The 13,707-nt window shown below is 31.5% G+C and carries 15 protein-coding genes; 7 read left to right on the top strand and 8 right to left on the bottom strand.

The window, feature by feature from the left end:
• The first annotated feature begins 96 nt into the window (after positions 1–96).
• From BMX03_RS02885 to thiD, 5 genes are all read left to right on the top strand, one after another.
• On the top strand, positions 97–621 hold the full coding sequence (locus BMX03_RS02885; protein ID WP_022228722.1) for a hypothetical protein: 525 nt from the start codon (positions 97–99) through the stop codon (positions 619–621).
• A 41-nt stretch (positions 622–662) separates the two neighbouring features.
• Complete coding sequence (locus BMX03_RS02880) at positions 663–1,439, top strand: TIGR00282 family metallophosphoesterase (RefSeq protein ID WP_075554747.1); 777 nt, start codon at positions 663–665, stop codon at positions 1,437–1,439.
• 92 nt (positions 1,440–1,531) lie between these two features.
• Positions 1,532–1,792 (top strand): stage V sporulation protein S, encoded by a 261-nt coding sequence (locus BMX03_RS02875; protein ID WP_008539893.1) that lies wholly within the window; start codon positions 1,532–1,534, stop codon positions 1,790–1,792.
• 265 nt (positions 1,793–2,057) lie between these two features.
• Positions 2,058–2,888 carry an Asp23/Gls24 family envelope stress response protein gene (locus BMX03_RS02870; RefSeq protein WP_015562119.1) on the top strand — a complete coding sequence of 277 codons (831 nt, stop codon included), beginning with the start codon at positions 2,058–2,060 and terminating at the stop codon, positions 2,886–2,888.
• A gap of 110 nt (positions 2,889–2,998) precedes the next feature.
• A complete protein-coding gene (gene thiD, locus BMX03_RS02865) occupies positions 2,999–3,802 on the top strand; it encodes a bifunctional hydroxymethylpyrimidine kinase/phosphomethylpyrimidine kinase (protein ID WP_008539897.1) in 804 nt (267 codons plus the stop codon).
• Positions 3,803–3,873: 71 nt separating this feature from the next.
• On the opposite strand, the gene BMX03_RS02860 is transcribed toward thiD, so the two are convergent.
• Positions 3,874–4,704 carry a deoxyribonuclease IV gene (locus tag BMX03_RS02860; RefSeq protein WP_091693732.1) on the bottom strand — a complete coding sequence of 277 codons (831 nt, stop codon included), beginning with the start codon at positions 4,702–4,704 and terminating at the stop codon, positions 3,874–3,876.
• A gap of 151 nt (positions 4,705–4,855) precedes the next feature.
• Between BMX03_RS02860 and BMX03_RS02855 the strand changes: the two genes are divergently transcribed.
• On the top strand, positions 4,856–5,443 hold the full coding sequence (locus BMX03_RS02855) for a DUF6630 family protein (protein ID WP_008539901.1): 588 nt from the start codon (positions 4,856–4,858) through the stop codon (positions 5,441–5,443).
• 64 nt (positions 5,444–5,507) lie between these two features.
• On the opposite strand, the gene BMX03_RS02850 is transcribed toward BMX03_RS02855, so the two are convergent.
• Both BMX03_RS02850 and BMX03_RS02845 read right to left on the bottom strand, forming a co-directional pair.
• Positions 5,508–6,704, bottom strand: coding sequence for a dicarboxylate/amino acid:cation symporter (locus BMX03_RS02850; protein ID WP_008539902.1), 1,197 nt, complete (start codon positions 6,702–6,704; stop codon positions 5,508–5,510).
• A gap of 196 nt (positions 6,705–6,900) precedes the next feature.
• A complete protein-coding gene (locus BMX03_RS02845; protein ID WP_091693661.1) occupies positions 6,901–8,502 on the bottom strand; it encodes a xylulokinase in 1,602 nt (533 codons plus the stop codon).
• 454 nt (positions 8,503–8,956) lie between these two features.
• Here BMX03_RS02845 and trxA point away from each other — a divergent pair, with 454 nt between their 5' ends.
• A complete protein-coding gene (gene trxA / locus BMX03_RS02840; protein WP_008539906.1) occupies positions 8,957–9,268 on the top strand; it encodes a thioredoxin in 312 nt (103 codons plus the stop codon).
• Between the two features lie 81 nt (positions 9,269–9,349).
• On the opposite strand, the gene BMX03_RS02835 is transcribed toward trxA, so the two are convergent.
• The 5 genes from BMX03_RS02835 to BMX03_RS02815 all read right to left on the bottom strand — a co-directional run bounded on the left by BMX03_RS02835 (position 9,350) and on the right by BMX03_RS02815 (position 13,611).
• Complete coding sequence (locus BMX03_RS02835) at positions 9,350–9,829, bottom strand: pyridoxamine 5'-phosphate oxidase family protein (RefSeq protein WP_091693657.1); 480 nt, start codon at positions 9,827–9,829, stop codon at positions 9,350–9,352.
• A 25-nt stretch (positions 9,830–9,854) separates the two neighbouring features.
• Positions 9,855–10,745: a radical SAM protein gene (locus BMX03_RS02830; RefSeq protein ID WP_091693654.1), complete on the bottom strand. Its 891-nt coding sequence runs from the start codon at positions 10,743–10,745 to the stop codon at positions 9,855–9,857.
• A gap of 16 nt (positions 10,746–10,761) precedes the next feature.
• On the bottom strand, positions 10,762–11,949 hold the full coding sequence (locus tag BMX03_RS02825) for an iron-containing alcohol dehydrogenase (RefSeq protein ID WP_091693652.1): 1,188 nt from the start codon (positions 11,947–11,949) through the stop codon (positions 10,762–10,764).
• An 18-nt stretch (positions 11,950–11,967) separates the two neighbouring features.
• The gene (locus tag BMX03_RS02820; RefSeq protein WP_091693649.1) at positions 11,968–12,618 is read right to left on the bottom strand and encodes an HAD family hydrolase; all 651 of its coding nucleotides are present in this window, start codon (positions 12,616–12,618) and stop codon (positions 11,968–11,970) included.
• Positions 12,619–12,729: 111 nt separating this feature from the next.
• On the bottom strand, positions 12,730–13,611 hold the full coding sequence (locus tag BMX03_RS02815) for a LysR family transcriptional regulator (protein WP_015562107.1): 882 nt from the start codon (positions 13,609–13,611) through the stop codon (positions 12,730–12,732).
• Positions 13,612–13,707: the final 96 nt, after the last annotated feature.

Genomic DNA, 13,707 nt, shown 5'->3' with positions numbered 1-13,707 from the left:
TACTTTTTTTGCATTAAATCTCTTTTTGGATAAATTGAATAGATATAAAATGAGTTTGTGATTAATATTATTTGATTTTGCAGTGAGGTTACAATAATGCAAATTACTAAAACTAAAGATGAGAAAAAACCTAATATGGATTGTGTTAATTTATTGACATCAGTATTAATTTATTATCCAGAGATTAGCAAGATATCTATAGAACCAGATGAAAAAATATATATAAATTATATTATCCAAAAGATATTGACTGATGAAGAAATAGAAAAAACACGAACTTTATTAGAAGAATGTTTAAAGTCCTATCATTATTTAGAAAAAACGCAAGTGGAATGTGATGAAGTAAAAGTAAATATAGAAGAAAAAGCTACTTTTATAACGATAAAAAGAGATATGAAAACTTTTTCTCATGGAGAACTTCGTTTGATAAATACGTTAATTAATGAAGAATTTGGCGAATTACTGATTATGGATACTGATAAAATTCCTATGATAGATAGTACAATGTTAGCGCAAATGGATTTAATAGATACGATGTTTGCGAGTTTGAAAATTAATCCAGTAGTAGAAAAAATGATAGGTATTCGCGAAGCTGGTAGAGTCATTGTGTTTAATAAATAATTATAGATTTTGTGAAGAATAAAATAAGAGGAGAATTTATTTTGAAATTTTTAATTGTTGGCGATGTATGTGGTAGACCAGGTAGAGAAGCATTTAGAAAATATGTTCCAGAATTGAAAAAAGAACATAATATAGATGTAGTTGTAGTTAACGGCGAAAATATTGCAGGTGGCAGAGGTATCAGTCGCAAAACTTTAGATGAAATTTATCGAGCTGGAGCAGATATAGTAACTTCAGGTAATCATATTTGGGATCAAAAAGAAATTGTATCTTTTATAGATGATGAACCATTTTTGATACGACCTGCAAATTATCCAGAAGGAGCACCTGGCAAAGGTTATTGTATCTATCCATTTAAAGCTAAAAATATCGGTGTAATCAATGTATCTGGTAGAACTTTTATGCCACCAATGGACTGTCCATTCCAAAAGGTCGACGAAATTTTAAAAGAAATTAAAAATCAGTGTGATATTATATTGGTAGATATACATGCAGAAGCTACGTCAGAAAAGATAGCAATGGGATTTTATCTTGATGGTAGAGTAACTTGTGTGGTAGGAACTCATACTCATGTGCAGACAGCAGATAATAGAATATTACCTAAAGGAACAGCTTATATCAGTGATTTAGGTATGGTAGGGCCTTATAATTCAAGCCTTGGTATAAATGTAAATAATGCAATAGATAAATTCATCACATGTAGACCAGTGCGTTTTGAAATGGCAGAAGGTCCAAATATTTTTTCTGCTGTTGTTTTAGAATTAGTAGAAGATAATAGCGTAAAATCCTTTGAAAGAATACTATTTAACGAAGAATAAAGAATATACAAGTATACAGTTATAAAAAAAGGATTTTGGAACTTGTTTGGCGAACTTATATAATAATTCCTAATCGTTAAGGGGTGTACATTATGGAAGTATTAAGAGTATCAACAAAATCCAATCCAAATTCTGTAGCAGGAGCTTTAGCAGGAGTATTAAGAGAAAAAGGAACAGCAGAATTACAAGCAGTAGGTGCAGGAGCATTAAATCAAGCAGTAAAAGCAGTAGCTATAGCACGTGGCTTTGTGGCACCTAGTGGCATTGATTTAGTTTGTGTACCAGCTTTTGCTGATATAGAAATCGATGGCGAAGAAAGAACTGCAATAAAATTGATCATTGAATCAAGATAAGGTCGTATGAGTACATAGACTAAATTATTCATATTCGCTAATTACTTTTTAGGTTAAGTTGAATTTTAAGACAGGGTATGTCTAAGGTTTAGTAATTTATTTATTGAGCTTTAGACATACTTTGCGTTTAAGGATAATAACCATTATAATTATATATAATATGAAATAATAACTGTATTTTTAAAATATATTGTTGATAAAAAACGAAAAATTCTAAAAATATGTTAATTAAGTAGCTTAATATTGATAAAAAGGAGCATAAGATATGGATGTTATTGCGTTAGTAGGACCAAGTGGAACAGGAAAATCCCATAGAGCATTAATGGTAGCAAGACAAAATAAAGCTGATGCCATTATAGATGATGGGATTTTGATAAAAGACAATAAAATCATAGCAGGTCATTCTGCTAAAAGAGAAGCAAGTAAAATCATGGCGATAAGACGAGCTGTTTTTGTAGTGCCTGGACATGCCGAAGAAGTGAGAACTGCTATAGAAAAAGAACAGCCAAATAGAATTTTGATTTTAGGCACTTCTGAAAATATGGTGCATCGCATTGATAAAGCTTTGAATTTGCCACCAATTAGCAAAATTATCAATATAGCAGATATTGCTACAAAAGCAGAAATGGCAAAAGCTCAATTTTATCGCAATCGTGAAGGTAAACATATCATTCCTGTACCAACTATTGAGTTAAAACCACATTTTTCAGGTTATTTGATAGATCCAATACAATCATTTTTCAAAAAATCAAGTACAAAACGCCGTCGTTTAGGTGAAAAATCCATAGTACGACCAATTTTTAGTTATTATGGAAGACTTATCATAGATGATGCTGCAATTTTATCCATTATTAAGCATATTGCTAAGGATAAAGATTTTGATTTTAAAGCTTCACACATACATGTTGACCATGTTTGGGAAAAAGGTGAAGATAAAGGTATAAAAGTTTCTTTTGAAGTAGTTTTAAATTATGGAAGTCATATTCCAACAATGATACAAGGCATACAAAAGAAGATAAAAGAAGTCGTAGAATATATGACAGGTATGTTTGTGCATGATGTTGATATTGTAGTCAAAGGTTTGAAATTTAAATAAAATATTGTATCGATACAATATTGACTTTTTTCGTATTTTAATTGACTTTTAACTAATAGATATCTATAATTTTAAATAAATTTTTTATTCTATTAGATAAAGGTGATAATATGGCATTAGAAAATTATAAAGCATTGACTATAGCAGGTTCTGATACTTCTGGTGGAGCTGGTATGGAAGCTGATTTAAAGACTTTTGAAGAGATGGGCGTTTATGGAATGGTGGCACTAACTGTAATTGTGGCACAAAATCCAAAAGATTGGGCTCATGATATCTTTCCTATAGATTTGCCTACTATTGAACGTCAGATTGCAACTGTTGGTGAAGGTATTGGCATTAATGCCATGAAAACAGGTATGTTAGGTTCAGCTGCTCTTGTAGAATTAGTAGCGAAATCCATAGATAAATATAATTTTAAAAATGTAGTAATCGACCCTGTAATGGTTTGTAAAGGTATCGACGCTATCATGGTACCAGAAGCAGCCGAAGCAATAAAATCTTTATTGGTGAAAAAAGCTGATGTAATAACACCAAATACAGTAGAGTCTGCTTATCTTGCAGGTATGGAAAAAGTGGAAACTGTAGAAGATATTAAAGAAGCTTGTGTAAAAATCAATAAACTCGGTGCAAAAAATGTCATTATAAAATCTGGTAGTCGCGTAGATGGCGATTATATGGTAGATGTCTTATTTGATGGTAAAGAATTTACTATCCAGAAAAAAGCTAAGATGAAAAATATCTATAATAGCGGTGCTGGTTGCACTTTTTCCGCAGCAATAACAGCAGGACTTGCTAAAGGTTTAGATATCCATCAAGCCTTTGAAAATGCTCAAAATTTCATTGATAAAGCTGTAGCAAATTCATTTAAATTGAATGAATTTACAGGAGCATTAGCTCATTGGCAAACAAGATAAATAAGTAAAATAAAAAGTATCTTTTTCTGACTTATATTTCAGTTAGAAAAAGATACTTTTTTTATTTATATTTAATTGAAATTAGCGCGCAATAAAGCTATTTCTTGAGCATATCCATCATGGTCATTTGGTGTTTCTAAAATAAATGGCAAATGTTTTAATTGTGGATGGTTTATAATTTTTATGATAGCATCAAGACCTATTTTACCTTGACCGATTTTTTCATGGCGGTCTTTATGAGTGTTTAAGTCATTTTTACTATCATTTAAATGTATAGCTTTTAATTTATCAAGACCGATTATTTTATCAAAATCAGCTAGGACATCATCTAAATTATTTACAATATCATAACCGCCGTCCCAAATATGACAAGTATCAAGGCATACACCTATTTTATCTTGTAAATTAATACGCTCAATAATCGCTTGAAGTTCAGCAAAAGTTTTGCCAACTTCAGTGCCTTTTCCTGCCATAGTTTCTAATAAAACAGTAGTCTGCTGTTTAGACCACATCACTTCGTTTAAGCAATTACTGATAGCTTTGATGGCGAAATCTATGCCTTGCCCTAAGTGATTTCCTGGGTGGAAATTATAATAATTATGAGGCAATTTTTCCATGCGAAGTAAATCATCAGCAATTGTTTGACGAGCAAATTCGCGCACTTCTTCACGATTGGAACATGGATTTAATGTATAAGGTGCATGAGCTACTAATTTATGGAATTTATATTGTTTGGCTAGTGCTAAAAATTGTTGTACATCATTATCGTCTATATCTTTGGCTTTGCTACCACGAGGATTTCTAGTAAAAAAAGAAAATGTATTAGCATTTAAACTTAAAGCTTCTTTACCCATTTGTAAAAAACCTTTTGAAGAAGATAAATGGTTACCTATATATAAAATAAAAATCACTCCTATAATTTAAATTAATTAAAAATAAATATTAGTTAATATATATTATATCATAGCTAAAATGTTTTTTAAATTAACAGGATTTTTTTATTTATATAGTGAATTAATAAATTAGTAATTAAATAGAAAAAGAGGGATACAAATGGAAAAGGCAAAAACTTTATTAGAGATAGCGCGAATTATAAGCGGTAATGATGATGATGTATTAGCGGAAATAGAAGAGAGTATCGATAATATAGAAGCATATGCACAAGAGCATTTAGAAGAGTTTGAAGAGCGCAATATCAGTATAAAATATGATTCTGTAGAAGATTTGCAATGGCTAGTTACAGTGAATATTTTAGTCAGAAATAATTATGTAATGCAAATACAAGAAGATTGTAGTATTACTGATTTTGGTTGGAGCCTGAAGAGTTTGCGAACTTTTAAAGAATATAATCTAGCTTTGGATAGTAAGTTTGAAGAAGAAGATTATGAAATAGATAAATATGACTATAATGAAGATGATGAGTACGATTATTACAATGAAGAAATGGACTTTATTGATGATGAAAATATTATAAATTGGTGTAAATATCTTGATAGTAAATGGTTTGATGAAGATATTTGTATTGGTATGATAGATTTAAGTCCAGATATTTTCACTTTATTTTTAGCATCAGAAGAAAATCTTGAAGACTTAGAAGATTTGGCTGATAGTCTAGGAAAAGTAATATCTACAGTATATTAAAATGAATTTTAGGGCATAATAAAAGACACTAGATTATTTCTAGTGTCTTTATTTTTTAGTAGATTTAATTATTACTTCGTTCTGTTTGGCTTACTGCGATAGTTACAGCAGCATCACCTGTAATATTAAGACAAGTACGGATCATATCTAATACACGGTCAATACCAGCAACGAGTGCAAGACCTTCCATAGGAAGACCTACAGTCTGTAATACAAGTGCAAGCATGATAACACCAGCACCAGGAACACCAGCAGTACCTACAGAAGCAAGTGTACCAGTTAAGACGATCATAAGCATTTGACCTGCTGTTAAATCGATACCATAAACATTAGCGATAAAGATAGCGCAAACACCTTGATAAATAGCTGTTCCGTCCATATTGATAGTTGCACCTAAAGGAAGTACGAAGCTAGCAATGGATTTATTAGCACCAAGATTTTCTGTACAGTTTTTCATATTTACAGGAAGTGCAGCAGCGGAGCTACAAGTTGTAAAACCTAAGAGCATTGTTTCTGTCATACCTTTAAAGAATTTCAAAGGACTCATTTTACCAAGTGTAGAAACGATGGAAGAGTATACAACAAGTGCATGAATAATGCAACCGATATAAACAGTAACGATAACGGATAAAAGTGGTAATAAAACTTTTGGACCATTAGCAGCAACTACTGGTACTAAAAGAGCAAATACACCATAAGGTGCAAGGTTCATAATCATGGAGATTAATTTATAACTTACTTCTGCTAAAGAATCAAAGAATGTGAGAAGTGGCTGACCTTTTTTGCCTACAGCAGTGATACCAATACCAATAGCTAATGCAAACACAATGAGAGGAAGCATATCAGCTTTTGCCATAGTCATGATAGGATTAGATGGTATCATACCAACTAAAACGTCCATAAAACCGGGAGCTTCTTTAATATCAGGAGCTTTTTCAGCTACTAAATCCATACCTAAACCAGGTTGTAAAACAGAAGCTAAACCAAGAGCAATGATAAGAGCAACAGCAGTTGTTACTAAATATAACAAAATAACTTTGATACCAATGCGACCAAGTTTTTTTGTATCACCTAGACTAGCAACACCACAAACTAAAGACGCTAATACTACAGGTACAATAATCATTTTGATTAAATTGATGAACATTGTACCAAATGGCGCAAGATAAGCTTTCAGCCATGGTAAATTTTCTTCGCCAAGGATAAGACCAACAATTACGGATAAAATTAAAGAGATGAAAATTTTTACAGATAAGTTCATATCCAAAACTCCTTTATGTAAAATTTATTTTCTAAGAAATATGAATGATAAATAAAAAAGGCTCTTAGAAAAAATACTTGTATATTATATAAAATATTTTTTTGGTTTACAATATTTTTAGCTAATGAATAAAAAATACATTAAAGTACAAAATAAAAAGACAAGCCAAATGACTTGTCTTTTTAGAAGAGATTTTTTATTTTAAATTATCAATAGCAGATTGTTCAATAGCAAGACCATTGCGATATCTAGTCATGAATGTTTCAAAACCTTCGATACCTTCTTTTGTTGGAGCAATAGTTTCGGCAACGCTATTTTTGAATACTTTAGTGCTTAAATATTCATCAAGAGATAAGTTTTCTTTATTATTCATATAATCAGCTAAGAGTGCAATACCCCATGCACCGCCTTCGCCTGCTGTTTCCATAACTGTTACAGGAGCGCCGATAGCATTAGCCATGATTGTTTGACCTACGCCTTTAGTTTTAAATAAGCCACCATGACCTAAAATTTGTTCGATAGTAACATTTTCTTCTTTTGTTAAAATATCTAAACCAGTTTTCATAGCACCAAGAGCTGTAGAAAGATGTACGCGAATGAAGTTTGCTAAATTGAATTTGCTGTCGGATTTACGAACAAATAATGGACGACCTTCAGTAAAGCCTGTGATATGTTCACCAGAATGATAGCAATAAGCAAGTAAGCCACCGCAGTCAGCATCGCCTTCTAAAGCTTTATTATATAATGTAGAGAATAATTCATTAGCATCTACTTTTACGCCAAAGCTAGTGAGGCATTCATGGAAGAGGCTAATCCAGCTATTTAAATCTGTTGTACAGTTATTGGAATGAGCCATAGCTACTAAATCACCAGCAGGAGTAGTAACCATATCAAGTTCTTCATAAACTTTGGATAAATCACGTTCAAGAACAATCATAGCGAATACAGAAGTACCAGCAGATACATTACCTGTACGTTTTGTAACTGTATTTGTAGCTACCATACCAGTACCAGCATCACCTTCTGGTGGGCACATAGGAGTACCAGCTTGGAGTGTTCCTGTTGGATCGAGAAGTTTTGCACCTTCAGCAGTTAAATAACCTGCATTTTCACCAGCAACTAAAACTTTTGGTAGAATTTCACGGATAGACCATGGATAATTTTTATCAGCGATATGTGCATCGAAATCAGCAAGCATTTTTTCATTGTAATCTTTAGTGTTGATATCGATTGGGAACATGCCAGAAGCATCACCGATACCGAGTACTTTTTCACCAGATAATTTCCAATGAACAAAACCAGCTAATGTAGTGAAGAATTTGATTTTATCTACATGTTCTTCATTGTTTAAAATTGCTTGATAAAGATGAGCAATGCTAAATCTTTGAGGAACATTGTACTTGAATAATTTAATTAATTCATGAGAAGCTTGACCTGTGATATTGTTTCTCCAAGTGCGGAATGGTACAAGTAAAGTATCTTTTTCGTCAAAAGCAAGATAGCCATGCATCATTGCACTGAAACCAAGACCAGCTAATTTAGTGATACTAACGCCATATTTTGCTTTTACTTCTTCAACTAAATTTTTGTAGCAACCTTGAAGACCAGCCCAGATTTCTTCTTCGCTATAAGTCCAAATGCCATCGATAAGACTGTTTTCCCAATCATAAGCACCAACAGCAATTGGTTCATGGTCAGTATTAATTAATACTGCTTTAATACGAGTGGAACCGAATTCAATACCAAGAGTAGTTAAACCCTGTTCAATAGTAGATTTAATCATTTCATTTGTTTGCATATTATAGAACCTCCGCACATATATTAATATTTATTAAGATTTTTACAAAGTTGTATGATAAATATTTGATTTATCTATATTATATAGTATATTATAAATTATTTCAATTTTTTTAATAATTTATAACGACTTTCATAACAAAATCTATTATATATCAATATTCTAAGAAATAAAAGGGATTTTGTTAAATTTTAATAAATAATTTTTTTACTTAAAAAAGATTTTTGCTATATGTACATGTTTATTTTATCTTATAAGTTGTATGATAATATATTGTTTTGATAGTTTTATAAGAAAATTAGTATTATAAATTATTATGATAAAATATTTGTAAAAAATAATAATTATTTGTTAATTTTTGTGATGAAGTCACTGAACTATGATTGAAAATCATTTATAATAAAATCATCAAGTGAGATAACTTATAGAATTATTCAGTTTGGAGGCAAAAATAATGTTAGTACATGCAGATGCAAATGCTTTTAATAAATTATTAGAAAATAAAGGGACTTTTGTAGTAGATTTCTTCGCTACATGGTGTGGCCCTTGTAAAATGTTGGGTGCTGTACTTGAAAAAGTAGCTCCAGAATATGATTTTGATATTTTAAAAATAGATATTGATGAAAATGTAAAACTTGCTGAAGAATATGAAGTAATGGTAGTACCTACTTTATTATTCGTAAAAGATGGCGAAATTATTCATCGTGAATCTGGCTTCTTCTCTAAAGATAAATTTAAATCTTTAATAGATGCTTATTTAAAATAAAAACCTCAAAATACCAAAACCCCTTTTTATAATCCTGTACAAGATAAAAGCTGTAGTTTTTAAACTACAGCTTTTGTTTTTTTATTTATGTCTTAGTTTTTGTAATTCAAGTCCTTCTTTTCCTGTTATTTCTTCAATGCTTAATTCTAAAATGCAAGTGCGTTTGATGTAGGTTTTTATTTCTTCTAGTCCTTCTGTAAAATAATCAGCAGAAAATTTACGGATAAATTCTTCTAGGATTATTTGTTTATCATTTTCAGCTGTGATTTCTTTAATAGTGCCAAAAACTATGACACTAGAATAAGCGGTAGTGAATTTTTCCGGAATGACAGTATCTTGATTTATAACACAAAAAGAAGCTTTATTATTTTGATGGATAATATCTAATTTGCGACCTACATTGGCACAGTGAAAATAGATTTTGTCATTGAGATATACATAGTTTAAGGGAACGGTATAAGGAAAAGATTTTTCATCGCAAAGTGCCAAAATACCATGAGTTTTTTGTTTTAGAATAGCTATATTTTCTGATGAAGGTAAAGCTTGTTTAAATCTACGCATAACAAATCTCCTTTAAGATGATAAATTAATATACATTAGTTCCATCAAAATGAGGTACAAATTTAGTTGTAGCTGTTTTGCCTTGTTGGATATAACAATTTTTAAAGCCTAAATCAAGTGCATAATCTACAACTTTATCATATTCAAAAGTTGTCAATTTGCGTTTTAGTTTAGGATGCGTAAGTGCTTTATACATAGGCGTATATTGGTTCATAAGGCTAAGATAAACATCATCATGATATTTTTCCCAGATATATTTTACGATTTTCATACTTTCTTTATAATACCATGGCAAGATTAAATGGCGAATGATGACGCCTTTTTGCATGATATTATCTTTAAATTGTGGTTTACCTACAAGTTCAAACATTTTATCAATGGCTTCTTTGACTACTTGAGGATAATCAGGAGCATGGGAAAATTCTTTGGCTGTATCTGGTGAGTAGTATTTAAAATCAGGTAAAAATACATCAATATAGTCTTTGAGCATTTCTAAGACTTCAACTCGTTCATAGCCACTTGTATTATAGACTACAGGAATAGATAGACCTTGTTTTTTGGCTAATTTTAGAGCTTCAATTATTTGTAAAACGTAGTGAGTAGGTGTTACTAATTCTAAACAGTGGGCATTACGAGTTTGTTGTTCTAAAAAAATTTGAGCTAAACGCTCAATAGTTACAGGAAATCCTTTACCTTCAGTGCTGATTTTGTGATTTTGGCAGAAGATACATCTCATATTACAATGAGAGAAAAAAACCGTGCCTGCTCCATTTGTTCCGGATAGGCACGGTTCTTCCCATTGATGTAAGGATACGAGAGCAATTTCCACTTTATCACTAGCATGACAGACACCATAATTTTTAGTGCGGTCAACATGGCATAAACGAGGGCAAAGTGTACAATTTTGCATATCCATAAAAAACACCTTTTACTTAATGATTTGCTAATTTAAAAATAGCATAGACGTCTTGATAATTTAATGGTGAAAAATTGCCGATGGTTTTTGTATTATTATCTGTACACATTGAAGTGAGATAAGTCAATTCTTCATCAGTTAATGTTTTTCCTACTAATTGGCTGATATTTATAGGTAAGTTTAAACTAGTGAAGAAGTCTTCAAAATGTTTGATAGTTTCAAGGGCAATAGTTTCATCAGTTTTATTTAATGTATCAATATTAAATAAGATTTTTCCTAGATGACAAAAACGCCGAATATCTTTTTGATAGATATATCTAGCCCATGATGACCAAATAGCAGTCAATGAGGCTCCATGAGTAGCGTTATATTTAGCACTTAATTCATGACCAAATTTATGTACACTAAAATCTTTAGTGCGACCAAGACCTGTTATATCATTGTGGGATAAAGAACCAGCATACATAATTTCACTATGAGCAATATAATTTGTAGGCTCATTTATCATGATTGGAGCTTGCGCGATGACATCTTTTAATAGACCTTCAGCGATATAATCTGTGAGATAATTATTTTGTTCTTTGGAAAAATAACGTTCTAATGTATGCATTAAAATATCGGCAATACCACAGGCTTTTTGATAATTTGGGGCACTGTAAGTTAATTGAGGGTTCATAATAGCAAAACATGGACGATTGAATGGCGTACTAAGACCACGTTTTTGACCTGTTTGTTCGTTAGTTAAAACAGCAGAATCACTTGTTTCACTACCGGCAGCAGCTAAAGTAACAATGCCACTCATAGGAGTGGTATTAGTCAAGGTTATTTTTTTTGTCCAAATGTCCCAAATATCATTTTGTGGATATTTCAGACCATGTGCAATGGCTTTAGCTGTATCGATGACAGAACCGCCACCGATAGCTAAGACAAAATCAATATTAGCTTGATGTGCTTTTTTTACAGCATCATTTACAAAGCGAACAACAGGATTTGGTTGAACGCCACCTAAGGTCATATAAGATAAATTATCATTGGATAATTGTTGACAAATTTTATCAAGTAGTCCAGAACGTTTTACTGAGCCACCGCCGTATACTATTAATACATTATGACCATTGTATTTTTTGATTAATGAAGCAGTGGATAATTCACTATCTTTGCCAAAAATAATTTCTGTAGGACAGTAAAATTTAAATTTTTCCATAATAAAACCTCAACAAAATTAATTTTGAAGAATATCAGAAACAACTATATCAGATAATGAAGAAACGATTTTATCAGCACGAGATAAATCTTGTGGGCCAGAATTTGGATTATCGTATGCGATACAATAAGCTCCAGCATCTTTAGCCGCCATAATACCAGCAGTAGCATCTTCAATTACTACGCAATCAGATGGTGCAAAGCCTAAAGCCTTAGCTGTTAACTGATAAATTGCAGGGTTTGGCTTGCTAGCAGGAAGTTCTGCACCACTTAAAATATATTCAAAACAATCCATTAAGCCGAATTTTGTTAAAACAGCATTGATAACTTTTCTATCAGCAGAAGAAGCCAAAGCTACAGGAATACCTTCGCTGTGTAATTGATAAAGTAAATCTAAAACGCCATCAATAGGATAGATGGAATTACTTTCTTGAATATATTCTAAATAAATGCGATGTTTATAATCGACCATTTCTTGAATAGAAACGGGAGTTGTAGCAAATTTGGCAAAATCTGTAAAAAATGCTTTGGCAGAACGACCAACATAGGCTACACAATCTTCCATACTACAAGGGATACCAAAATGGGTTAAAGTGCGTATTTTCATATCAGCATGAATAGATTCACTATCGATTATGACTCCGTCCATATCAAAAATAACTGCTTTCAATTAGGTGCTCCTCCATTTTATATATTAATATTGTAAGTAATTTTACACTTACAATAACTTAGCATATCATTCAAAATCTAAAACTGCAAGGATATTTAAGTATATTTATGATTATTCATGGTTAAATTTATCGATTATGAAATTTTGAAAACGATGGGCAGCAAGGGAAAGAGGTTTATTAGCATACCATGCAAGACCGATATCACGAGTGCATTTTGGATTATCTACAGAAATGAATTTTATATCGAGATGTTCCATTCCAGGAATTTTAGGCACGAGTGAAACACCTAAATTAGCTGCTACTAAACTAGCTACAGTAACAATTTCATCACCTTCAAAACGTATTTTAGGGCGAATAGAAGCTACTTCAAAGATATGTTCAGTTTTAGTGCGTAAACCATACATTGGTTTTAAAGTAATAAATGGTTCACTAGCAACTTCTGTGATATTTATAGAACTGCGATGAGCAAGTGGGTGAGTTGAAGGAACGATGATAAATAATTCTTCTGTTAATAATGGAACCCAAGCGATGCCTTCAGAATTTATCGGAGAACTGCAAAGGCATAAATCGGACTCTCCTTTGAATAATTGTTTTGATAATAAGAAAGAATGATTTTGAATAAGGCGAAATTGTATTTTAGGATAGATTTTACGAAACTCTTTTAATAATTCGGGCACAAGATATACACCTAAAGAGTGCATAAAAGATAAATTTACAACTCCGCTATCTGGTTCAGCCATATTAGTTATATCTTGGCGGGCAGTTTCTAATTCTTGCAAGATACGTTCAGCATAAGTTAAAAAGGTTTGACCATATTGAGTTAAATTTACTTTACGGCTATCTCTGATGAAAAGAGGTATATTTAAATCTTTTTCTAAGCGACTGATTGAACGACTAAGTGCTGGCTGAGATACATTCAGAGATTTTGCTGCTTTAGTAAAGTTTTTTATATGGGCTAGAGCAACAAAATATTCTAGTTGATTTAATTCCATAAAAAAGCCTCCAAATCCAAACTAATGGTAGTATTTCTAATGTGAATACTTTATATTTGATTATATTATAAGCTAGATTTGATATTTTGTATAATT

Origin of the sequence: Megamonas sp. Calf98-2, assembly GCF_900110235.1 — a bacterium.
GTDB lineage: Bacteria > Bacillota > Negativicutes > Selenomonadales > Selenomonadaceae > Megamonas > Megamonas funiformis.
This window is presented reverse-complemented; position numbering and strand designations above follow the sequence as displayed.

Excerpts from the sequence above, each read along its gene's own strand:
- BMX03_RS02885 (WP_022228722.1), top strand. The coding sequence starts at position 97 with ATGCAAATTACTAAAACTAAAGATGAGAAAAAACCTAATATGGATTGT.
- BMX03_RS02825 (WP_091693652.1), bottom strand. The coding sequence starts at position 11,949 with ATGGAAAAATTTAAATTTTACTGTCCTACAGAAATTATTTTTGGCAAA.
- BMX03_RS02875 (WP_008539893.1), top strand. The coding sequence starts at position 1,532 with ATGGAAGTATTAAGAGTATCAACAAAATCCAATCCAAATTCTGTAGCA.
- BMX03_RS02855 (WP_008539901.1), top strand. The coding sequence starts at position 4,856 with ATGGAAAAGGCAAAAACTTTATTAGAGATAGCGCGAATTATAAGCGGT.
- BMX03_RS02830 (WP_091693654.1), bottom strand. The coding sequence starts at position 10,745 with ATGGATATGCAAAATTGTACACTTTGCCCTCGTTTATGCCATGTTGAC.
- BMX03_RS02845 (WP_091693661.1), bottom strand. The coding sequence starts at position 8,502 with ATGCAAACAAATGAAATGATTAAATCTACTATTGAACAGGGTTTAACT.
- BMX03_RS02870 (WP_015562119.1), top strand. The coding sequence starts at position 2,058 with ATGGATGTTATTGCGTTAGTAGGACCAAGTGGAACAGGAAAATCCCAT.
- trxA (WP_008539906.1), top strand. The coding sequence starts at position 8,957 with ATGTTAGTACATGCAGATGCAAATGCTTTTAATAAATTATTAGAAAAT.
- BMX03_RS02850 (WP_008539902.1), bottom strand. The coding sequence starts at position 6,704 with ATGAACTTATCTGTAAAAATTTTCATCTCTTTAATTTTATCCGTAATT.
- BMX03_RS02815 (WP_015562107.1), bottom strand. The coding sequence starts at position 13,611 with ATGGAATTAAATCAACTAGAATATTTTGTTGCTCTAGCCCATATAAAA.
- BMX03_RS02835 (WP_091693657.1), bottom strand. The coding sequence starts at position 9,829 with ATGCGTAGATTTAAACAAGCTTTACCTTCATCAGAAAATATAGCTATT.
- thiD (WP_008539897.1), top strand. The coding sequence starts at position 2,999 with ATGGCATTAGAAAATTATAAAGCATTGACTATAGCAGGTTCTGATACT.